Origin of the sequence: Streptomyces sp. NBC_00440, from assembly GCF_036014215.1 — a bacterium.
Taxonomy (GTDB): domain Bacteria; phylum Actinomycetota; class Actinomycetes; order Streptomycetales; family Streptomycetaceae; genus Streptomyces.
The window spans coordinates 3,359,630-3,380,210 of sequence record NZ_CP107921.1 but is presented as its reverse complement, the minus strand read 5'-3'; the positions used below and the strand labels follow the sequence as shown (position 1 = coordinate 3,380,210).

At 69.4% G+C, this 20,581-nt stretch carries 18 protein-coding genes; 11 read left to right on the top strand and 7 right to left on the bottom strand.

All coding sequences use genetic code 11. From position 1 onward, the window contains the following. The first annotated feature begins 304 nt into the window (after positions 1-304). A complete protein-coding gene (rph, locus tag OHB13_RS15065; RefSeq protein ID WP_328377452.1) occupies positions 305-2,971 on the top strand; it encodes a rifamycin-inactivating phosphotransferase in 2,667 nt (888 codons plus the stop codon). Positions 2,972-3,056: 85 nt separating this feature from the next. On the opposite strand, the gene OHB13_RS15060 is transcribed toward rph, so the two are convergent. Then, positions 3,057-4,616, bottom strand: coding sequence for a CehA/McbA family metallohydrolase (locus OHB13_RS15060; RefSeq protein ID WP_328377451.1), 1,560 nt, complete (start codon positions 4,614-4,616; stop codon positions 3,057-3,059). Positions 4,617-4,803: 187 nt separating this feature from the next. Between OHB13_RS15060 and OHB13_RS15055 the strand changes: the two genes are divergently transcribed. From OHB13_RS15055 to ligD, 4 genes are all read left to right on the top strand, one after another. After that, complete coding sequence (locus OHB13_RS15055) at positions 4,804-5,637, top strand: TIGR03619 family F420-dependent LLM class oxidoreductase (RefSeq protein WP_266860994.1); 834 nt, start codon at positions 4,804-4,806, stop codon at positions 5,635-5,637. Between the two features lie 94 nt (positions 5,638-5,731). After that, positions 5,732-5,998: a hypothetical protein gene (locus OHB13_RS15050; protein WP_328377450.1), complete on the top strand. Its 267-nt coding sequence runs from the start codon at positions 5,732-5,734 to the stop codon at positions 5,996-5,998. 205 nt (positions 5,999-6,203) lie between these two features. Further along, entirely contained in the window at positions 6,204-6,419 is a 216-nt protein-coding gene (locus tag OHB13_RS15045) for a hypothetical protein (protein WP_266855907.1), read from the top strand. A 66-nt stretch (positions 6,420-6,485) separates the two neighbouring features. Next, positions 6,486-7,433, top strand: coding sequence for a non-homologous end-joining DNA ligase (gene ligD, locus OHB13_RS15040; RefSeq protein WP_328377449.1), 948 nt, complete (start codon positions 6,486-6,488; stop codon positions 7,431-7,433). Positions 7,434-7,459: 26 nt separating this feature from the next. Here ligD and OHB13_RS15035 read toward each other — a convergent pair whose 3' ends face one another. After that, entirely contained in the window at positions 7,460-9,079 is a 1,620-nt protein-coding gene (locus OHB13_RS15035; protein WP_328377448.1) for a TROVE domain-containing protein, read from the bottom strand. 476 nt (positions 9,080-9,555) lie between these two features. Between OHB13_RS15035 and OHB13_RS15030 the strand changes: the two genes are divergently transcribed. Beyond that, on the top strand, positions 9,556-12,150 hold the full coding sequence (locus OHB13_RS15030; protein ID WP_328377447.1) for a bifunctional FO biosynthesis protein CofGH: 2,595 nt from the start codon (positions 9,556-9,558) through the stop codon (positions 12,148-12,150). A 92-nt stretch (positions 12,151-12,242) separates the two neighbouring features. Here OHB13_RS15030 and OHB13_RS15025 read toward each other — a convergent pair whose 3' ends face one another. Both OHB13_RS15025 and OHB13_RS15020 read right to left on the bottom strand, forming a co-directional pair. Continuing rightward, entirely contained in the window at positions 12,243-12,761 is a 519-nt protein-coding gene (locus OHB13_RS15025) for a J-domain-containing protein (protein WP_328377446.1), read from the bottom strand. A 132-nt stretch (positions 12,762-12,893) separates the two neighbouring features. Next, positions 12,894-13,493, bottom strand: a complete 600-nt coding sequence (locus OHB13_RS15020) for an HD domain-containing protein (RefSeq protein WP_328377445.1) — start codon at positions 13,491-13,493, stop codon at positions 12,894-12,896. Positions 13,494-13,716: 223 nt separating this feature from the next. Between OHB13_RS15020 and OHB13_RS15015 the strand changes: the two genes are divergently transcribed. The 3 genes from OHB13_RS15015 to sufU are packed head-to-tail and all read left to right on the top strand — an operon-like array spanning position 13,717 to position 16,308. Next, positions 13,717-14,562: a hypothetical protein gene (locus tag OHB13_RS15015; RefSeq protein ID WP_328377444.1), complete on the top strand. Its 846-nt coding sequence runs from the start codon at positions 13,717-13,719 to the stop codon at positions 14,560-14,562. Beyond that, complete coding sequence (locus tag OHB13_RS15010) at positions 14,559-15,869, top strand: cysteine desulfurase (protein ID WP_328377443.1); 1,311 nt, start codon at positions 14,559-14,561, stop codon at positions 15,867-15,869. The genes OHB13_RS15015 and OHB13_RS15010 overlap by 4 nt, the downstream gene beginning before the upstream one ends. Position 15,870: 1 nt before the next feature. Beyond that, positions 15,871-16,308 carry a Fe-S cluster assembly sulfur transfer protein SufU gene (sufU, locus tag OHB13_RS15005; RefSeq protein WP_328377442.1) on the top strand — a complete coding sequence of 146 codons (438 nt, stop codon included), beginning with the start codon at positions 15,871-15,873 and terminating at the stop codon, positions 16,306-16,308. Between the two features lie 113 nt (positions 16,309-16,421). Here the strand turns inward: sufU and OHB13_RS15000 are convergent, their stop codons facing one another. The 3 genes from OHB13_RS15000 to OHB13_RS14990 are packed head-to-tail and all read right to left on the bottom strand — an operon-like array spanning position 16,422 to position 17,643. Then, positions 16,422-16,616: a DUF397 domain-containing protein gene (locus OHB13_RS15000; protein WP_328377441.1), complete on the bottom strand. Its 195-nt coding sequence runs from the start codon at positions 16,614-16,616 to the stop codon at positions 16,422-16,424. Then, the gene (locus OHB13_RS14995) at positions 16,613-16,822 is read right to left on the bottom strand and encodes a DUF397 domain-containing protein (RefSeq protein ID WP_266855923.1); all 210 of its coding nucleotides are present in this window, start codon (positions 16,820-16,822) and stop codon (positions 16,613-16,615) included. Before OHB13_RS14995 ends, OHB13_RS15000 begins: the two co-directional genes overlap by 4 nt. Continuing rightward, a complete protein-coding gene (locus tag OHB13_RS14990; RefSeq protein ID WP_328377440.1) occupies positions 16,819-17,643 on the bottom strand; it encodes a helix-turn-helix domain-containing protein in 825 nt (274 codons plus the stop codon). Before OHB13_RS14990 ends, OHB13_RS14995 begins: the two co-directional genes overlap by 4 nt. Before the next feature lie 146 nt (positions 17,644-17,789). Between OHB13_RS14990 and OHB13_RS14985 the strand changes: the two genes are divergently transcribed. Continuing rightward, complete coding sequence (locus OHB13_RS14985; protein WP_328377439.1) at positions 17,790-18,101, top strand: hypothetical protein; 312 nt, start codon at positions 17,790-17,792, stop codon at positions 18,099-18,101. A gap of 409 nt (positions 18,102-18,510) precedes the next feature. Next, a complete protein-coding gene (gene gyrB / locus OHB13_RS14980; protein WP_328380292.1) occupies positions 18,511-20,520 on the top strand; it encodes a DNA topoisomerase (ATP-hydrolyzing) subunit B in 2,010 nt (669 codons plus the stop codon). Positions 20,521-20,581 lie beyond the last annotated feature (61 nt).

The window sequence follows — 20,581 nt, the reverse complement described above, 5'->3', positions numbered from 1 at the left end:
GGTCGCTGAGGACCCTTGCAGCCCCTCCGCGCGATCTGCCACCGCGCCGGCAAAGACAGCCAGAGACAGCCGGCAAAGACAGCCAGCAAAGAAAAAGACAAGGAGAGCACTCTCCTTGCCACTCTCAACTTATAGCGCGACGGGGGGCTTGCCGCAAGGCCCCCGTCATGGCGCAGAATCGTCGGCCGGTGCCTCGACCTGCGGAAATGGGAGGGGGCGCCACGACGTGTGGGGGACGCGGTGACGTCGAACCAGTGGTGGGATCGGCAGTGCAACGGAGCCCGGCTGCCTCGGAAGGATCGCAGTGAGTGAGCAGTACGTATTGGATCTTCAAGAGGCCGACGAGACACAGATCGCGGTCGTCGGTGGCAAGGGCGCCCACCTGGGCGGGCTGTCGCGGATCGAAGGCATCCGCGTGCCGGGTGGCTTCTGTGTGACGACGGACGCTTTCCGGCGGATCATGGCGGAAGCGCCGTCGATCGGTGATCAGCTCGATGAGCTTGATCAGCTCGATCAGCTGTCGCGCTCGACTCGCTCTGCCGGCGAGGGGGACGACCGGGAGACGATCCGCACGCTCAGCGCGCGGATCCGCCGGACCATCGAAGGGATTGCCGTCCCGGACGATCTCGCGGCGGCGATCACCGGCGCGCTCGCCCGGCTCGGTGAGCACACCGCCTGCGCCGTCCGGTCCAGCGCGACGGCGGAGGACCTGCCGACGGCCTCTTTCGCCGGCCAGCAGGACACGTATCTGAACGTCGTGGGGCCGGAGGCGGTCCTCCAGCACATCAGCCGGTGCTGGGCCTCGCTGTTCACCGAGCGGGCCGTGACCTACCGCCGGCGGAACGGCATCGATCACCGTACGGTCCACATGGCCGTGGTCGTGCAGCAGATGGTCTTCCCCGATGCGTCCGGCATCCTGTTCACGGCCGACCCCGTCACGGGTAACCGGAAGGTCGCCACCGTGGACGCCGGCTTCGGTCTCGGTGAGGCCCTGGTGTCCGGCCTGGTGAACCCGGACGTCTTCAAGGTGCGGCACGGTGAGGTCGTCGAGAGGGTGATCGCCGCCAAACAGCGCGCCGTTCACGCCCTGCCGGCCGGAGGTACGTGGGAAGTGGCGGTCGACCCGCAGCGGCAGGAGCAGCCGGCGCTGACGGATGCGCAGGCCGTGCGGCTCGTGCAGCTCGGCCGGCGGATCGAAGCGCACTTCGGCCGCCCGCAGGACATCGAATGGTGCCTGGCCGACGGCGACTTCCGGATCGTTCAGAGCCGGCCGATCACGACGCTCTTCCCCATCCCCGAGACCGGCGACGTCCTCGGGACCGGCGCCCAGGAGAACCACGTCTACCTCTCCGTGGGCCATCAGCAGATGATGACCGACCCCATGAAGCCCCTGGGGATCTCCATGTGGCAGCTGACAGCGATGGCGCCGATGCACGAGGCCGGCGGGAGGCTGTTCGTGGACGCCACCCGGCGCCTGGCCTCACCTGCGAGCCGCGCCGCTCTCCTGGACGTCGTCGGGAGAGGCGATCCGCTGATCAGGGACGCTCTGGAGACCGTTCTCGGCCGCGACGACTTCGTCCCGTCGCTCCCGGACGCGGCACCCGCCGGGCCGCCCGCCGGCGGTGCGTCCGCCCCGGCCGAGCCCGATCCGGCCATCGTCCCCGAGCTGATCGAGCGCAGCCGGACGTCCATCGCCGCCCTGGAGCGCGACATCCGGACGAAGACCGGACCGGCGCTGTTCGACTTCCTGCTGGAGGCCTTCGACGAGCACAAGCGGGGCCTCGGTGATCCGCTGAACTTTCAGGCGATCATGGCGGGGATGGAGGCCACGTGGTGGCTCAACGACCAGTTGCAGGAGTGGCTGGGTGAGAAGAACGCGGCTGACACCCTCACCCTGTCCGCCCCCGGCAACATCACGTCGGAGATGGGACTTGCGCTGCTCGACGTCGCGGACGTGATCCGCCCGAAGCCGGAGGTGGTGGAGTTCCTGCGGGGTGTCGAGCACGCCGGGTACGCCGAAAACACAACCTTCCTGGACGAGCTGGCGAAGCTTCCGGGCGGGACCGGAGCACGCGACGCCATTGAGGCCTACCTCGACCGGTACGGGATGCGCTGCGTCGGCGAGATCGACATCACCAGGCCGCGCTGGAGCGAGCGCCCCGCCACGCTCGTGCCCGTGATCCTCGACAACGTCAGGAACTTCGAGCCGGGCGCCGCCGAGCGGCGCTTCGAGCACGGGCGGCAGAAGGCCCAGCAGAAGGAGCAGGACGTGCTGTCCCGCTTGCGGGCCCTGCCGGACGGGGACCGGAAGGCCGACGAGGCCAAGCGGATGATCGACCAGGTCAGAACCTTCATCGGGTACCGGGAGTACCCGAAGTACGGCATCATCAGCCGCTACTTCGTCTACAAGCGGGCCCTGCTGGCGGAGGCCGGGCGCCTGGTGCGGGCCGGTGTGCTTCCTGAGAAGGAGGACGTCTTCTATCTGACGTTCCAGGAACTCCACGACGTCGTGCGCTCGAACCAGGCGGACGGCCGGCTCATCCAGCAGCGCAAGGACGCGTTCCGGTCGTACCACGCACTCACCCCGCCCCGGGTGCTCACATCGGACGGTGAGGCCGTCAACGGGGCGTACCGGCGCGACGACGCGCCGGCCGGAGCCCTGATCGGTTTGCCGGTCTCCACCGGGACCATCGAGGGAAGGGCCCGCGTCATCCTCGACATGGCGGAGGCCGATCTCGAAGAGGGCGACATCCTGGTCACGACCTTCACGGACCCCAGCTGGTCTCCGCTGTTCGTCGCGGTCGCGGGTCTGGTGACGGAGGTGGGCGGCCAGATGACCCATGGCGCGGTGATCGCCCGGGAGTACGGCCTGCCGGCCGTCGTGGGCGTGGACCAGGCCACCCGGCTGATCCGGGACGGACAGCGGATCCGCGTGCACGGAACGGACGGGTACGTCGAACTCCTGCACTGACCGAATCCTGCCGTGACCGACCGCCCCGGGAAGCCCCGCGCGCAGCTTCCCGGGGCCGTCGACCCGCCCCGGCGGCCCCCGCCCGTCACGCCCCCAGAAACACCGGATTGGTCAGCGCCGCCAGCGCCCCCGGCAGCCCCGCAGCCGCCGGGGCGTGCCGGACCTCCGCGCGTACATAGGTGGCGTACGCCGGTGTCGTGTGCCATTCCACCGTGCCCGCACCCGACTTGGGCAGGGGCGTGGTGTACAGCGTGCCCTGGTCCGTGACGAAGTTCGCCGTGCAGCCGGGGGCGCCGGTGACATCCAGGCGGACCGTCACCGGGGTGTCGGCCGGCACCCGGAGGCGGTCGCCGATGCCCGCGTGGGCCGCGCGTCCGCCGGCGGCGCCGAAGGTGAGCGAGATCGCCGAGGACTCGGTGATGTACGAGTGGCCCGCGCGGATGCCCGCCAGGATGGCGTCCCTGCTGAGGTCGTCGGCCAGTACGACCGTCTGCGGGGTGCCGATCCGGTCCGGGTCCTTGTGCGCGTCGCTGTTGCCCATCGCCGGGGTCCAGTCCCGGCCGCCGCTGACCAGGGTGTTGTCCCAGTCCGCCACGGACACCTCGTCGTCCAGGGTGTAGGGCCCGTTCCACACCTCCACCGCGTCCGCCTCGCCGAAGCCGAACTTCCAGTTGCAGCCTATGCAGGTCGCGTGCGGGTGCGCCGGGACGACCAGGCCGCCCGCACGGCGGATCTCGCGGGCGTAGTGGCCGAAGCGGTTGTCCCGGGCGCGGTAGCGCCAGTCGACCCAGGTGCCGTGGTCGGTGGAGATGCCCAGCACATGGCCGTTGCGCGTGGTGATCTCCTCACCGGTCAGGATGAGCAGGTCGTCGCCCCACAGCCCGTCCCACGCGCGGTGCCCGGAACTCGTGTTGTGCTCACTGGTGTTGATGAAGTCGAGCCCCGCCGAACGGGCCAGCGCGGCGATCTCGGCCGGGGTGCGCTTGCCGTCCGAGTGCACCGAGTGGATGTGGCAGTCGCCCCGGTACCAGGCCCGCCCGCGCCCCTTCGCGCGCACCGGCGGATACACCGGCTTCGGCGTCCCGGGCGTCGGGCCGAAGCGCAGGGTGATGGTGACGGTGTACGGGAGCCCCTCGGGGGCCGTGGTGTACGGGCCGAGCGCGATGTTCCACCGGCCCGCGCGGACCGGGCCCGGCAGATAGCCGGGGGTCGCCGCGTCGCCGCGGATGAAGAACTCGCTGCGCGCGCCGCCCGACCAGCCGCGGAACCCCGTCCCGCCGAGGTCGGTACCGCGCTCGTCGAAGATGCCGATGTCCAGGGCGTTGCCCTGAGTGCCCGCGGGCACCACCGGCTTCTCGTACGTGTACGAGACCGCCAGCTCGCGGACCCCTTCGGGAACGTCCACCGGCAGATAGACGTAGTCGGGCGAGCCGGGCGGCAGCGTGCCGCTCACCGTCCTCGTCCGGTCCTGCGGTGTGCCTCCTGCCGGTGGTGTGCCGCCCGGGGTGCTGTCCTGCGGTGCGCCGCCACCGCCGTCCGCCGCGTTCGCGAAGCTCACGCTTCCCAACGTAAGCGCGGCGGCTGCTCCCGTCACCAGCAGTCCGCGCCGGCCCAGCTCGCCGGGGGTCGGGTCTCCAGGGTTCATGCCAACGGCTCCAGGGGTCTGTGGGGACACAAGGGGTGCAGCTGAACCCTGGTATTCAGCCGTGAACCGGGCGAGAAGGGAAGAGGGCGGGACAGAGACCGTGACACGGCGCTCGGATTTTCGCCCCGGACGTCATAACCTCTGCGCCCACGGCACGGATACACGAGCGCGAATGAGGGCTGATGTCATGCGGCTGGGCACCACGATCTTTCTGACCGACCGGACCGTCACCCCGGTACGGCTCGCACGGGAGCTGGAGCAGCGCGGGTTCGCCGGGCTGTATCTGCCCGAGCACACGCACATACCGGTCGAGCGGGCCACTCCGTACCCGATGGGAGGCGAACTGCCCGCCGAGTACAGCAGGACGCTCGACCCGTTCGTCGCGCTGGGGCAGGCCGCCGCGGTGACGGACACCCTGGCCCTGGGCACGGGTGTCACGCTCATCGCCCAGCACGACCCGATCGGCCTGGCCAAGCAGATCGCGACCCTCGACCACCTCTCGGGCAGCCGCTTCACGCTAGGTCTCGGCTACGGCTGGAACAAGGAGGAGGCCGCCGACCACGGGGTGGAGTGGACGCGCCGCCGCGATCTCGGCCGGGACCGGATGGCGCTGATGCGGGCTCTCTGGGCGGCCGAACCCACCTCGTACGAGGGTGAGTTCGGCTCCGTACGGGCCAGCGAGGCGCATCCGAAACCGCGGGGCGGCAGCGTACGCACCCTGATCGGCGGGGCCGCCGGACCGAAGCTCTTCGCGCACATCGCGGAGTACGCGGACGGCTGGATGCCGATCGGGGGCCGGGGGCTCGGTGAGTCGATGCCGGTACTGCGCCAGGTCTGGCAGGACGCGGGCCGCGACCCGGCGGCGCTCCACGTCGTCCCGTACGCGGTGCTGCCGACCCCCGGGAAGCTGGCGCACTACGCGGAGCTGGGCATTGAGGAGGTCGTACTCCAACTGCCGTCCGCGGACGAGGCGTCGGTGCTGAAGGTGCTGGACGAGTACGCGCCGTATCTGGCCGCCTGAGCGTCCGCCGTGCCGGATGCGCCTACGGGCTACGGAGCCACGGAGCGGGCTCCCCGACGTGCGGTGACCCGCGACCGGGCGGAAGCTGGTTGGTGTGCTTCAGGAACCGAAATACAACGGCCGGGCGGTACTGGCCATCCACAGCCACGTCCTGCCGGTGGCAGCCACGCTCGCCTTCTCCGCGCACGGCTGCTCCGGCGTACTGCGCACGCAGATCATCTCCGACGACGACCTGGATTTCCCCGCGGAGCCTGTGCCGCTCAGGCTCCTGCAGGAGCCGAAGGGGGAGGTCTGGGGCACGGTCTCGGTCTGCCGCGTGACGCCGGAGGGCGCTGTGTCGATGAAGTTCGAGAGCGTCTGAGCTTTCGAGGGCGTCTGAGCTGCGGCCCCCGCCTGAGCCGATTCCCCCGCCTGTGCTGCTTCCCCGCCTGTGCTGCTTCCCCGCCTGTGCTGCTTCCCCGCCTGTGTTCCTGCCTCCGCCTGCGCTGCTGCACCGCCTGAGCCGGTCCTGTCGGCAGGCACCCTCCCGGGGTGCCGGAACGGCGGAGCAGGAGCACGCTGGACGTATGAAGATGCCGGTCATTGTCTACCCGCCGGACCCGTCGGGCGGCCGTCGCGTGCGAGCCGGTAAGGAGACCCTTGGCGTAGCCCACAGCCAGCGGGATGTCGTCGAGCTGCTGCGCGGGGCCGGTCTTGCGGGCGTCGACGAAGCAGAGATCCCGACCACGTCGCTCATCCAGTGGCACGGCGGCGGTCCCGATGTGTGGCCGGCGCCAGGGTGACCGGCGACCTGGCCGGTACGCGCCGTACTGCCGGGCCCCGCAGCGGGGCCCGCAGCGGGGCCCACCGTGGCTGATCGGCCGGGCCGGCTCGCTCCGATGCTGGCCGGCGAGGTCCCGCTCCCCAGCGACCTCGGCGGCTGGGCGGCGGAGGTCAAGTGGGACGGAATGCGCCTCCTCACACACATTGACGCGCGTGGTGAGGTGACGGTGCAGGCCCGCTCAGGGGCGGACGCCACCGCCAGATACCCCGAACTCGCCTCACTGGCCGGGCTCGTGGACGACGCACCCGTCGTCCTGGACGGGGAGGTCGTCGCCCTGGACCCGGCGGGTCTGCCGTCCTTCAGCAGGCTCCAGCAGCGGATGATGCTCGCCGGGCCGGCCCGGATCAGGACCGCACGCGTACGGACCCCCGTCACGCTCATGCTCTTCGACATCCTGGTTCACCACGGCACGACGGTGACGGGCCGCCCGTATCTGGAGCGGCGCCGGCTGCTGGAGAGCCTCCGCCTCCCCGGCGACGGCACGGTCGTCGTACCGCCCGCGTGGACGGACGACGCGTCGGCCGGGATCCGCTGGACCCGTGACCGGCAGCTGGAGGGGGTCATCCTCAAGCGCCTGACCTCGCGCTACCAGCCCGGCCGCCGGTCCCCGGACTGGATCAAGGTGAAGTTCCGCCCCTCTGCCGATGTCGTGATCGGCGGCTGGTCCGCCGACGCCCGTGGTGAGCCCCGCTCGCTCCTCGTCGGCGTACCCGGACCCGAGGGCCTGCGCTATGCCGGCGCCGTCGGCTCCGGCCTGTCCACCGACCAAAGGCGCTTTCTGCTGCCGCTCCTCACGGCGGCCGCCGCCGACACCCCTCCCTTTGCGGCAGGCGCACCCCAGCCCAAGCCACCGCCCGGCATCCACTGGGTGCTGCCCCTCCTGGAGGGCGAGGTGCGGTACGCCGAGCTGACCCCCGACGGGATTCTCCGGCAGCCTTCGTGGAAGGGGCTCCGGGGAATCGTCGGGGAGTAGGCGGGACTTCTGAGACCGGACAGCCCCTAAGACACGACCTGCTCCCAGGGCCACTTCGCGTCGCGCCCCGACTCGATGAGCGGGATCGTGCGGAACGCCTGGTCGGTGAGGCCGCCGAACGTGTGCCGGAACCCGCTTCCCGACGGGGCGTGCCCGGTCTCGTATCCGGCGAGGTTCCACGTGTACATCGGAGTCTGCGCCGGGACGGCCTCGGTGACCTCCTGGGCGTCGTGGCCGTGCTGCTCGTCCGTGACGATGACGACCCGGTCGTGGCCCCGGAACGTCTCCCGCAGCGCCGCCGCCGTGTCCGTGCCGCCGCCCAGGAACCAGCCGCCGTCCCGCCACTTCCGTACGTCCCCGATGAGCGAGCCACCGCGCGTCAGCGGGAACGCCTTCACCTTCGCTCCGGGGCTGTCGTTCACGTAGTAGCGCGCGGAGGAGAACGACACGACATCCGCAGCGCCGCACCGCCGGCCGATGGCGACGCCGAACAGGGCCGCAGCGTCCCAGCGCATCAGCGTTCCGTCACGGGAGAACGACGACTCCATCGAGGTCGAGGTGTCCACCAGGACGAGGGTCCGGCCGCCGAGCCGGGGAATGTTCGACAGGGACGCGGTGAGCGCCTTGTCGAGAGCGTGTCCCCACCGCAGCGACGGGGCCGCGTTGAACGCGGAGTAGAAGCGCATGGGCAGCTGCCGGGAGCGGGCGACCTGCTCGGGGTCGGCGAGCTTCGCCGCGACCTGTGCGGCCGTTTCGTCGCAGACGCCGGCCTCGTCGAAGTTCCGGAGATTGCGGAGCAGCGCCATGTACCCCATCGACGGGATGACCGCCTCCCAGGCCGTGGCGTCCATCGGGCCCTGGAGCCACCCGGCGAGCGCCTCCCAGGTCATGCCCGCGCGCCCCAGCAGCTCCGGGTGCTCGGTGAGTACGGCGCGGCGCCGGTCGGCCGGGGTCGCCATCAGCTGCTCGCGCGCCCGGAGCGTGGTCAGCGGGGCGGGAATCTCCTCGTCCCGCTTCTTGCGCCGGTCGATCGCGTGCTTGAACAGGTCGCCCTGCCACGGCTTGTCGGCCGCGGGACTGGGGTGGACCAGGTTGAGGACGTCGCCGAACCGGTAGCCCTTGCTGTCGGTGTCGTACTTGAGGAGCGACCGCTCGGTGTAGAGGCGCTGGACGGCGTCGGCTGTTCCCCGCTTCACGGGCTTCGGGAGCGTGCGCCCGTACTGGGAGGTCCAGTAGCCGAGGAATTCGCCGGGCTCGTCGGCGCGCTGGAGCACGGAGTCGATGACCTGCCGCGAGTGTCCCGGAGCTTCCCGCAGCAGCCGCTCGGCGGTGAACTCGGCCGCGCCGACCAGGGCCGCGGTGCGCAGCTGGGCGTCGTTGCGCAGCCAGGACAGCAGCTCGGCGACCCAGACCGGATCGTCGACGGCGAGCTTCCGGACGAGCCGGGCGTACCGGTCGTCCCGCCGGCCGCCGGTCTCGTAGAACGTGTCGGTGCCGACGGTGTTGGCGACGGCGAGGAGGAAGAGCTCCGACCTGGCGTCGCGGAGATGGCCGGCGCCGCCCTGGTGGGTGGCGGCCCGCTCCCCGGTGGACGTCACGGGAGAGGCGGCGGCCGGGCGGGCGCCGCGCTGGTTGAACCTGGACATGAGGAACCCCTCGCGTGGAGGGGAAGCTCAGCAGGAGGGTGCCCGAGATCAAGGTCGGTGACGGGAAACAACGCGCTCTGGGCCGCTGAGCTACGGAGGTCCGAAGCCTCCGACGGGATTCGAACCCGCGTCTCGCCTGTGGAAGAGGAAGTATCCGTCTCCTGTCGCACCGGGCACCCCCGACGCTGTGCCTCCCGAGATCAAGTCGGCTGTGGTTGTGCGGGTATCGAACCCGCATGCCCGAAGGCAATTCACCCAAAGAAGTAACCACGGCCCGCGCACCGGGAGGTGCATGAAGTGCCCTCACCGTACATGTCATGTCCGCGGCCGATCACTCGAATTATCGGGAGCCGGAGCGGAGTTGGTGCCCCGGCGGCCCGCACCGCCGGGGACGCCGTGCGTTACCTGGCGTAACGGGACGTCACGGCTGGCCAGGCGCCGCAGACAGTGCGAAATCGCGCTCGTATGCTCGGTCCATGACTGATCCGCAGCCCGCAGCACCCACCGCAAATGCCATGCGCCGCGCGCTCAGGCGGGCCAGGGACGGCGTGGCCCTCGACACGGCCGAGGCCGCCGTGCTCCTCCAGGCGCGCGGCGACGACCTGCGCGACCTCGCCGCATCGGCCGCGCGCGTGCGGGACGCCGGTCTGGAGGCGGCCGGGCGGCCCGGAGTCATCACGTACTCCCGCAAGGTGTTCATCCCGCTGACCCGGCTCTGCCGGGACAAGTGCCACTACTGCACGTTCGTGACCGTGCCCGGCAAGCTCAGGCGGGCCGGCCACGGCATGTACCTGTCGCCCGACGAGGTGCTGGAGATCGCCCGCCAGGGCGCCGAACTCGGCTGCAAGGAAGCACTGTTCACGCTCGGCGACCGCCCCGAGGAGCGCTGGCCCGAGGCGCGTGAATGGCTGGAAGCCGAAGGGTACGACGACACCCTGGCCTATGTACGCGCCATGGCCGTCCGGGTCCTGGAGGAGACCGGCCTGCTGCCCCACCTCAACCCGGGCGTCATGTCCTGGACCGACCTCCAGCGGCTCAAGCCGGTCGCCCCCTCGATGGGCATGATGCTGGAGACCACGGCGACCCGGCTGTGGAGCGAGCCGGGCGGCCCGCACCACGGCTCGCCCGACAAGGAGCCCGCCGTACGGCTGCGCGTCCTGGAGGACGCCGGGCGTTCCAACGTCCCCTTCACCACCGGGGTGTTGATCGGGATCGGCGAGTCGTACGAGGAGCGCGCCGACGCCTTCTTCGAGCTGCGCCGGGTCGCGCGCTCGTACCACGGCATCCAGGAAGTCATCGTCCAGAACTTCCGCGCGAAGCCCGACACGGCGATGCGCGCGATGCCCGACGCCGAGCTGGAGGAGCTGGCCGCCGCCATCGCGGTGGCCCGGCACATCCTCGGCCCGTCCGCCCGCCTCCAGGCCCCGCCGAACCTGGTCGACGCGGAGTACGCGCTGCTCATCGGCGCCGGGATCGACGACTGGGGCGGGGTGTCGCCGCTGACGCCCGACCACGTCAACCCCGAGAGCCCCTGGCCGCACATCGACGAGCTGGCCGAGCGCACCGCGGACGCCGGCTTCCAGCTGCGTGAACGGCTCACCATCTACCCGGAGTTCATCCAGCGCGGCGAGCCCTGGCTGGACCCCCGCCTGGTGCCGCACGTCCGGGCGCTCGCCGACCCGGAGACCGGTATGGCCCGCGAGGGCGTCAAGCCGTCCGGGCTGCCCTGGCAGGAGCCCGAGGAGGGCTTCACCGCCACCGGCCGCACCGATCTGCACACCACCATCGACACCGAGGGCCGCACATCCGACCGCCGGGACGACTTCGACGAGGTGTACGGGGACTGGGACGCCCTGCGCGAGCAGGCGGCCCCCGGCATGGTCCCGTCCCGTATCGACACCGACGTCAAGCAGGCCCTCGACCAGGCGGCCGCGGACCCGACGCGGCTCACCGACGACGAGGCGCTCGCCCTGCTGCACGCGGACGGCCCGGCGCTGGACGCACTCACCCGGATCGCGGACGACCTGCGGCGGGACGTGGTCGGTGACGACGTCACGTACATCGTCACCAGGAACATCAACTTCACCAACGTCTGCTACACCGGCTGCCGCTTCTGCGCCTTCGCGCAGCGGCGCACGGACGCCGACGCGTACACGCTCTCGCTCGACCAGGTCGCCGACCGGGCCGCTCAGGCGTGGGACGTCGGTGCGGTCGAGGTGTGTATGCAGGGCGGTATCCACCCGGACCTGCCCGGCACGGCGTACTTCGACATCGCGCGGGCCGTCCGCGAGCGCGTCCCGGGGATGCATGTGCACGCGTTCTCCCCGATGGAGGTGGTGAACGGCGCGACCCGCACCGGCCTGTCCATCCGCGAGTGGCTGACCGCGGCGAAGGAGGCCGGGCTCGGCTCGATCCCCGGCACGGCGGCGGAGATCCTGGACGACGAGGTCCGCTGGGTCCTCACCAAGGGCAAGCTGCCGACGGCGACCTGGATCGAGGTCATCACGACCGCCCACGAACTGGGCATCCGCTCCTCGTCCACGATGATGTACGGCCATGTCGACCAGCCCCGACACTGGCTCGGCCACTTCCGCACCCTGGCGGAGATCCAGCAGACCGCGCTGGCCAAGGGAGTGGAGGGCTTCACGGAGTTCGTGACGCTGCCCTTCATCCACACCAACGCCCCGGTGTATCTGGCCGGGATCGCCCGGCCGGGCCCGACGGCCCGCGACAACCGCGCGGTCACCGCGATGGCACGGCTGCTCCTCCACCCGTACATCCCCAACATCCAGACCAGCTGGGTGAAACTCGGCGCGGAGGGCGCGGCGGAGATGCTGCGCTCCGGGGCGAACGACCTGGGCGGCACGCTGATGGAGGAGACCATCTCCCGGATGGCGGGCTCCAGTTACGGTTCGTACCGCTCGATCCAGGACCTCATCGCCATCGCCGACCTGGCGGGCCGCCCGGCCCGCGCCCGGAACACGCTGTACGGGCCGGTGCCGGAGGAGCGGATGCAGGCGGCCGACGCTTCGGACGGGCACCTGCCGGAGCTGCTGCCGGTGCTGGACTGAGCCTTGCGCAGCGCCTGGTGAATGGACGCCGGGCCGGCCGGTGACACGCCGACCGGCCCGGCGCGGTTTGGCCCGGCGCGGCGCGGCGTGGGTCAGCCGTGGCGCCGGAGACGGGGGATGCGGAGCCTGCGCCTGCGGGGCCGGCCGCCGTCCTCGCAGTCCCTGCCGGCCCTGCCCTTCTCGCTGTCCCCGGTGTCGTCCCCGGTGTCCTTGTCGTGGGCCTGCCGCCACTCGGCCACGGCCTCGTCGATGTCGATCAGCGGGCGGCCGAGCGGCGGCCCCGGCGGTGGCGTGCGCAGGTTGGCGGCGATCTTCTCGTTGACCGGCTCCAGGAGCTCGCGTACGCGCCGCTCGTACGGGGCCCGGGCCGCCTTGGCCAGGACGTCCTCGATCTCCTTGCGCAGCGCGAGGGTCGGGTGAAGGATCGCCGCGGAGCCCTCCTGGGCCATCTTCTGCTTGATCCACCACAGCTCGTCGTACGGCGCGTTCAGATTGGGCAGCGGCTTCCCCGCGCCGGGCAGGTGGGCGAAATCGCCACGCTGTTCCGCCTCGCGGATCTGCCGGTCGACCCAGGACTCGAAGCTGAGCCCCGGGGGCTTTCGCTCAGTCATGACGCCATTCTCCCACTCCCGGCGTCCGCCGGACCAGGGGGACCGGCGGATGCGGACCGAGTTCCTGGTGGTGGTCCACCACCGCCAGGCCGGCGACCGGGGGGTCCGGACCGGGCTCCGGCGGGGTGACAATCAGGACGCCGGAGTGAGCATTCCCTGGGCCACTGCCGCGTCCCTGATTTCCTGGTACAGGGCGGTGAGGGCCTCGCTCACCTGGATGCGCGGCAGTTGGAGCCGGTCCAGGGCCTCGGCGTCGGCGCCGACGTCCTGCCAGCCCTGACCGGTCAGGAACCGCATCAGCGCGGGGTTGAGCCGGTCCACTCCCCGTACGATCCGGGCCTCGGGCGTCTGTCCTTCCTCGTACTCGTGCCACAGGCCCAGGAACTCGGTGCCGAGCCCGTCCGGGAGCGGCGAGAACCGGCGTTGGGCGACCTCCTCCTCGATCCGGGCCTTGTCGCCGTTGTGCTGGGCCGTCCAGGCTGACGGGTCGCCCGCGTCGATTTCCACGAGGTCGTGCATCAGGCACAACTTGAGCATTTTCTCCAGGTCGAGGGAATGGCCGCATTCTCTTTCGAACTCGCGGTGCAGGATCCAGCTGACCAGTGCCAGGTGCCATGAGTGTTCGGCCACGCTCTCCTTCCTGGCGGAGGTGGCATTGTTGTGCCGGTCGACTTCCCGCAGGCGTGCGGTGAAGGCGATGAAGTCGAATACTTCCCGAAGGTTGCCGTCCATGGCATCTGCCTTATTTTTCGTGGAATTTACATCCAAGGATTCCTGTGGACTTTAGCATCGGTGATGCGCAGGGGTGCATTTTTCGGCCAGGTGGATCCCTCCTGATCTGGCCCGGAGGAGCTGCTTGGGTCCGTCGAGACTGTCCAGAATTAATCGTTGACCGGTGTGTGGCTCAGTTCTAGTTTCGTACTGGCATAACCGTCGATCAACAAGGAGAGTTCTCATGGCAAAATTCTATGCGGAGTCGGAACTCGACGGCGCATTGGCGGGATTTCGATCGTGCGGACCCGCGACGCTGAAGGAATGCCTCGAACCGGGAACCCTGTGGCAGCCGGTATTCCAGGTCACGATCATGGCGAATTCCGAGAACGGCCCCAGTGTGCTGACCGGCACACGAAGGGCCGAAAGTAACCCCACCCACCCCAACGTCATCAGCACACCGACCAGCATGCTGCCGTTAGAATTCGCCCGATGTTACGTCGAGAGCATGACGGCGTCGGCGACGGAGCTGAAGCCGGTCCATCTCACAGACCTGCGGGCCGACGATCTGAGGATCGTGGCCCGCTTTCGCGAGTCGGGGCAGCGGACTGTGGTCCCCGACCCGTCAGCGGCGTTGCCGTACCTGGTGGGTGACCTGCTCGCCCGTAAACTCGGCTGCGAGAGCGCCATGGAGGCAGCCTCCCGGGAGAAGCCGCTGGGCGAGTGCCGCATATCCATGATCGGGGCCGGCTTCAGCTATGTCGCAGACCGCCCCACGGAGGACCCCGAGACCGTCGAGCCGCTCTACGAACCGCTGTTGATGTTCGGCGCGATCCTGGAACTCAAGGACCCCGCCGTCATACCGGAGCACACCTCCTCGTACAAGGATCTGTGCTGGACAGCGCCCGAGGACTTCGCCGAGGGCGTCCGCACCAAGCGCATCGAGAGCTTCAACCCGAAGTTCCTGGACGAGGCCGACCGGGCGGACAGCGACAGCGTCACCGTGTGCGCCCGCGGTCTGTGTCTGCAGACCACCGACAAGGTGCTGGCAGAGCTTGCCACTGGTGCCGCCGACGGTGCATCCGCATGACGGCCACCAGCACACCCCAGGCGCTGGACCTGGCCCGGATCCGCTCCGACTTTCCGATCCTGCACCGAAGTGTCGAGGGGCAGCGGCTGGTCTACCTGGACTCCGGGGCGACCTCCCAGCGGCCGGTACAGGTGCTCGACGCGGAGCGGAATTTCTCGGAGACATCGAACGCGGCAGCGCACCGGGGAGCGCACCAACTGTCCGAAGAGGCGACCGCGGCCTACGAACAAGCCCGCGCCCAGGTCGCGGGTTTCATCGGTGCGGACCCCGGAGAAGTGGTGTTCACCAAGAACGCCACCGAAGGCATCAACCTCGTCGCGTACGCGATGAGCAATGCCACCGCGTCGGGTGATGAGTCCGCGCCATTCCGTGTGGGTCCTGGCGACGAAATCGTGGTGACCGAGATGGAACACCACGCCAACCTGGTGCCTTGGCAGGAGTTGTGCCGACGCACAGGCGCGACGCTGCGCTGGCTCGGTGTCACCGCCGACGGCCGGCTCGATCTGTCCGACCTGGACGACGTGGTGACGGCACGCACCCGGCTGGTCGCCTTCTCGCACCAGTCGAATGTGCTCGGCACGGTCAACCCGGTGGGGCGGATTGTTGCCAGAGCCGCGGAGGTGGGTGCATTCACCGTGCTGGATGCCTGCCAGTCCGTACCGCACTTCACCGTCGACTTCCACGACTACGGCGTGGACTTCGCGGTCTTCAGCGGCCACAAGATGCTCGGACCGACCGGAATCGGCGTTCTGTACGGACGGCGCGGACTGCTGGAGTCCATGCCGCCGTTTCTCACCGGCGGTTCAATGATCGAAGTCGTCGGAATGACGGAGTCCACCTATGCCGCGCCGCCCCAGCGGTTCGAGGCGGGTGTCCCCATGGCATCCCAGGCGGTCGGACTGGCAGCAGCGGTGCGTTACCTGACAGCCGTGGGCATGGACCGTATCGCCGCCCACGAACACGTACTCACGGAAGCCGCGCTCGCCACCCTGGGTGGCATCGACGGTGTACGCGTCCTCGGCCCCACCGCGCTGACCGATCGTGGCAGCGCGGTGTCCTTCACCGTCGACGGCGTACACCCGCACGATGTCGGCCAGGTCCTGGACGCGCGAGGCGTCGCCGTCCGGGTCGGGCACCACTGTGCCTGGCCGCTCCACCGCCGGCTGGGTGTACCGGCCAGTGTGCGCGCCAGCTTCTACCTCTACAACGGGCTGGCGGACATCGAGACGTTGGCTGAGGGAGTCAAGGAGGCGCAGTCGCTCTTCGGGGTCGGCGTGCCGGGCTTGATGACTGCCGGGGAGCTGTGACGTGCGCCTGACGGCAGAACACCAGAAGATCATCCTCGCCCACTACCGGGCTCCGCACCACAGCGGGCTCCGGGAGCCGTACGACACGGAGGTCAAGCAGTTCAACCCGATGTGCGGGGACGAGATAACCCTGCGCGTCAGTCTGACAGGAGAAGGGGACGGGGCAGCCATCGACGATGTCTCCTACGAAGTGCAGGGCTGCTCGATCAGCCAGGCGTCCGTCTCCGTCATGACAGATCTGGTCATCGGCCATCCTGTACGGGAGGCAGCCGAGTTGCATACGGAGTTCGCTTCGCTGCTGCGCCGACAGGCCCAGGGACCCGTTGCCTGGCCGCCTCATCTGGCCGACGCCGTAGCCTTCAGTGACGTGTCCCACCACCCGGCGCGGATCAAATGCGCGCTGCTCTCCTGGACAGCACTACGGAGGGCCCTGCAGTAGGGGAGCCGAGGGCCGCGTTCTTCACGGGTAGCGGTTCTGGCTCGGACGACATTGACGCGTCAACGGCCCTGAATGCTGGGGTCGTTGACGCGTCCGTGTATGGGCGGGTGGGTTCAGCGACCGGCGGCGAATCCCACGAAGGCGGCCCAGGCCGAGTCGGGAAAGACCAGCGCCGGGCCGGTGGGGACGGCCTTGCTGTCGCGTACGGGGATGATGCCCGGGTAGTTGACTGCGACCTCGACGCAGTTCGTGTCCCCACCGTCGCTGTAGCTGGACTTGTACCAGGTCGCGGTGGAGAGGTCGGTCACGAGCTCTGCCCCCGTACGTTGTGGATGAAGGCCGTCCAGGCAGCGACCGGGAAGACGAGTGCGGGGCCTGCGGGGGCGGCCTTGCTGTCGCGTACGGGGATGAGCCCAGGGAAGTCGTGTGCGACCTCGACGCAGTTCGTCTGGCCTCCGTCGCTGTAGCTCGACTTGCGCCAGTGAGCGGTGGAGAGGTCGGGCGTTCGGTTCATGATCTGTGCTCCTCCAAGACGCCCCGGATAAACGTCAGTGAGTCCGACGGGGACAGCGCCAGATCTCGCACCCGATCGTAAGCCAGGCGGTAGCTGGTGACCTTGTCAGGATCATCGATCAACTCGCCGAATCCATTGCCCTCAACGTAGGCAACAGAGCTGCCGTCCGGCTGCCACAAGACGGAGAGGTGGCTTCCCATGAGCCCGTGAACGCCTGCGCTGAAGGAGAGCACTTGCACGACGACTGAAGGGAGTTGTGCGACCTCAATCAGATGCTCCAATTGCTCCTCCCACACCTTCGGGTCGCTCGACTGACGGCGAAGCGCCACCTCATCCAGGATCACGCGCACGTGCGGGGTTGGGGTGCGGTGGAGTATGTCTTGGCGGCTCATGCGCGCGGCGACCTGCTCCTCGACCAGCTCAGCTCCGCCCTTGTTGGTCTGGGCCGCCGACAACACCTCGCGGGCATAGTCCTCGGTCTGGAGGAGCCCTGGAACGGCCAGCTGGAACATCCACATCACACAGGCCGAGTTCTCCAGCCGCATGAACTCCTTGTACTGGTCCTTGAACACCTCCCTCCGCGCGACCTTCCACAGCTGCACCAGCAGCCCACCGGTCCCGTAGTACCGGTCCAGGTCCTCCATCACCGCGAGCTTCGAGAGCCGCTGGCTCACTTCCAGCCGGTACAGGTAGCTCTTGTCGTACCGTGTTTCGGCCGCCAGCTGGCTGAGCGTTTTGCCCGCCTTCTCGCGTAGATACCGCAGCGCGCGGCCGAACGCCGCGCGTCCCGACTCCTCTTCCGCTTCGGCGAGTTCGGACATCGGTCCCCTCCTGTTGCCGTGCGCGAAGGCAATCGCGCGTCCCTTTCCGAGCGTAGGGCCAGGAAGTAATCATTGGGACACGAACGGTAATCACCGCTCGTCAGCCAGGAGCCGAACCTTCGATCCCCCCATGTGAGGCGCTGATCATGCCCGATTCCCTGCTCCGGCTGCTGCCGTGGACCTCTCCCGAGGGCAAGCCGTGCTACCTCAGCACGGACAACCCGCGCAGCCTGCTCTCCCGCCTGGCCGACGATCTGGAGGATCAGCAGATGGACTCGGCGGAAGCGGTGCTGGCCGGGTCGCGTGTGGTGCTGGCCGATGCGGTGGCGGGGGAGCGGGCCGTACGGTTCGCGCTCACCCGGGCCACCGAGTCGCTCGGGGACGTGCTCCGTATCGCGTACAGCAGGGGCGGGCGGATCGAGGAGGGCGGCGGGGGTGGCTGTGTCGAGGATGCGTAGCGCGCGGCGCGCGGGTCGTGCGGAAACCCGCTCGCAATAGTCCCTGTAGCCCTCGGCGGCGCGATGCCCAGAGAGGACGGAATGGCCCCTCTGGTGGACTGTCGGTCGAATCATTCAGGGGGGATCGACTGTTGAAGAGTTCGGGGCTCTGCGGGCTATTCAGGGGCCTTGTGGCCCTATTGCCTGTGGTGAGGTTCGGTAGGCTGAGGGCGTCTCGGCGTCCTGATGGGCGCCGGGAATCGCGGCCCGGAGGGTCCTGTCCAGCCTGTCCGCGGCCGACTCGTATCCCGTGACCTGACCGCTCTCGCACTCCGGTGCCGGGGCGCGGCTTGTCGTGCCCGAAAAGAGAGCATCTGTGACTGAATCCGGCATCCACGCCACCCCTGCTGCCGCCCACACCCTCGCTGGCATCCCCGCCCGGCAGAGCGACGCGGCTGTACCTGTCGCGTACGACGCCAGCGCGATCACCGTCCTGGACGGGCTCGACGCGGTGCGCAAGCGGCCCGGCATGTACATCGGCACGACCGGTGAGCGCGGTCTGCACCACCTGGTTCAGGAGATCGTCGACAACTCCGTCGACGAGGCGCTGGCCGGGGTGGCCGACCGGATCGAGGTGACGATCCTGGCCGACGGGGGCCTGCGGGTCGTCGACAACGGGCGGGGCATCCCGGTGGGGATGCATCCGGTGGAGAAGAAACCGGCCGTGGAAGTGGTGCTGACCGTGCTGCACGCGGGCGGAAAGTTCGGCGGCGGCGGATACGCGGTCTCCGGTGGCCTGCACGGTGTGGGTCTGTCAGTGGTCAACGCACTGTCGACCCGGCTCTCCGCGGAGATCCGGACTGACGGCTACCGCTGGACCCAGGACTACAGGAACGGTGCGCCCATCGCGCCGTTGGCCCGCCACGAGGCCACCCCTGCGACCGGTACGTCGCTGACCTTCTGGGCGGACGGTGGCATCTTCGAGACCACCGCGTACTCCTTCGAGACGCTGTCACGGCGCTTTCAGGAGATGGCCTTTCTCAACAGGGGCCTCACTCTCACGCTCACCGACGAACGCTCCTCCACGCGGGCGACCGCCACGGCCGACGAGGCCGGATCGGACACCGCCGAGGGGCAGTCCGCGAAGACGGTCACCTACCGCTACGACGGCGGCATCACCGACTACGTCGCCCACCTCAATGCCCGCAAGGGCGAGCCCGTCCACCCGTCCGTCGTCGCCCTGACCGCCGAGGACACCGAGCGGTTGCAGTCGGTGGAGGTCGCGATGCAGTGGAACGGCCAGTTCGCCGAGAGTGTCTACTCGTACGCCAACTCCGTTCACACGCACGAGGGCGGTACCCATGAGGAAGGTTTCCGTACCGCGCTGACCACGGTCGTGAACCGCTACGCGCGGGAGCGGAAGCTGCTGCGTGAGAAGGACGACAACCTCACCGGTGACGACGTCCGCGAGGGCCTGACCGCGATCATCTCGGTGAAGCTGGGCGAGCCGCAGTTCGAGGGCCAGACCAAGACCAAACTCGGCAACACCGAGGCGAAGACCTTCGTGCAGAAGGTGGTGCACGAGCACCTCACCGACTGGTTCGGCCGCAACCCCAACGAGGCGGCCGACATCGTCCGCAAGGCGATCCAGGCGGCCACCGCCCGGGTCGCCGCCCGGAAGGCCCGCGACCTCACCCGCCGCAAGGGGCTGCTCGAATCGGCGGCGCTGCCGGGCAAGTTGTCGGACTGCCAGTCCAGCGACCCGGCGCGGAGCGAGATCTTCATCGTCGAGGGCGACTCCGCCGGCGGCTCGGCGAAGTCCGGCCGCAATCCGGAGTTCCAGGCGATCCTCCCGATCCGCGGCAAGATCCTCAACGTCGAGAAAGCCCGTATCGACAAGATCCTCCACAACCAGGAGGTCCAGGCCCTCATCTCGGCCTTCGGCACCGGGGTCCACGAGGACTTCGACCTCGGCAAGCTCCGCTATCACAAGATCATCCTGATGGCGGACGCCGACGTGGACGGCCAGCACATCAGCACCCTCCTGCTGACGTTCCTGTTCCGCTTCATGCGCCCGCTGATCGAGCACGGGCACGTGTACCTGTCCCGCCCGCCGCTCTACAAGCTCAAGTGGAGCCGTGACCACATCGAGTACGCCTACTCCGACCGGGAGCGCGACCTGCTCATCGCACGCGGCAGGCAGGACGGACGACGGGTCAAGGACGACTCCGTCCAGCGGTTCAAGGGCCTCGGCGAGATGAACGCCGAGGAACTGCGCGTCACCACCATGGACGCCGATCACCGCGTGCTGGGTCAGGTCACGCTCGACGACGCGGCAGTGGCGGACGACCTGTTCTCCGTACTCATGGGCGAGGACGTCGAAGCGCGGCGCTCCTTCATCCAGCGCAACGCCAAGGACGTCCGCTTCCTCGACATCTGACCCCCGCACGCCGTTCAGGAGAGCACCCGCGTGAGCACCAGACCGCTCGCGCATCGACAGG

Bases quoted from the DNA above. Each gene is read 5' to 3' on its own strand.
- OHB13_RS14990 (WP_328377440.1), bottom strand. From the start codon at position 17,643: ATGTCCGAACTCGCCGAAGCGGAAGAGGAGTCGGGACGCGCGGCGTTC.
- OHB13_RS15015 (WP_328377444.1), top strand. From the start codon at position 13,717: ATGGCAAAATTCTATGCGGAGTCGGAACTCGACGGCGCATTGGCGGGA.
- OHB13_RS15025 (WP_328377446.1), bottom strand. From the start codon at position 12,761: ATGACTGAGCGAAAGCCCCCGGGGCTCAGCTTCGAGTCCTGGGTCGAC.
- OHB13_RS14995 (WP_266855923.1), bottom strand. From the start codon at position 16,822: ATGAACCGAACGCCCGACCTCTCCACCGCTCACTGGCGCAAGTCGAGC.
- OHB13_RS15055 (WP_266860994.1), top strand. From the start codon at position 4,804: ATGCGGCTGGGCACCACGATCTTTCTGACCGACCGGACCGTCACCCCG.
- OHB13_RS15010 (WP_328377443.1), top strand. From the start codon at position 14,559: ATGACGGCCACCAGCACACCCCAGGCGCTGGACCTGGCCCGGATCCGC.
- OHB13_RS14985 (WP_328377439.1), top strand. From the start codon at position 17,790: ATGCCCGATTCCCTGCTCCGGCTGCTGCCGTGGACCTCTCCCGAGGGC.
- OHB13_RS15030 (WP_328377447.1), top strand. From the start codon at position 9,556: ATGACTGATCCGCAGCCCGCAGCACCCACCGCAAATGCCATGCGCCGC.
- OHB13_RS15020 (WP_328377445.1), bottom strand. From the start codon at position 13,493: ATGGACGGCAACCTTCGGGAAGTATTCGACTTCATCGCCTTCACCGCA.
- OHB13_RS15035 (WP_328377448.1), bottom strand. From the start codon at position 9,079: ATGTCCAGGTTCAACCAGCGCGGCGCCCGCCCGGCCGCCGCCTCTCCC.
- OHB13_RS15045 (WP_266855907.1), top strand. From the start codon at position 6,204: ATGAAGATGCCGGTCATTGTCTACCCGCCGGACCCGTCGGGCGGCCGT.
- OHB13_RS15060 (WP_328377451.1), bottom strand. From the start codon at position 4,616: ATGAACCCTGGAGACCCGACCCCCGGCGAGCTGGGCCGGCGCGGACTG.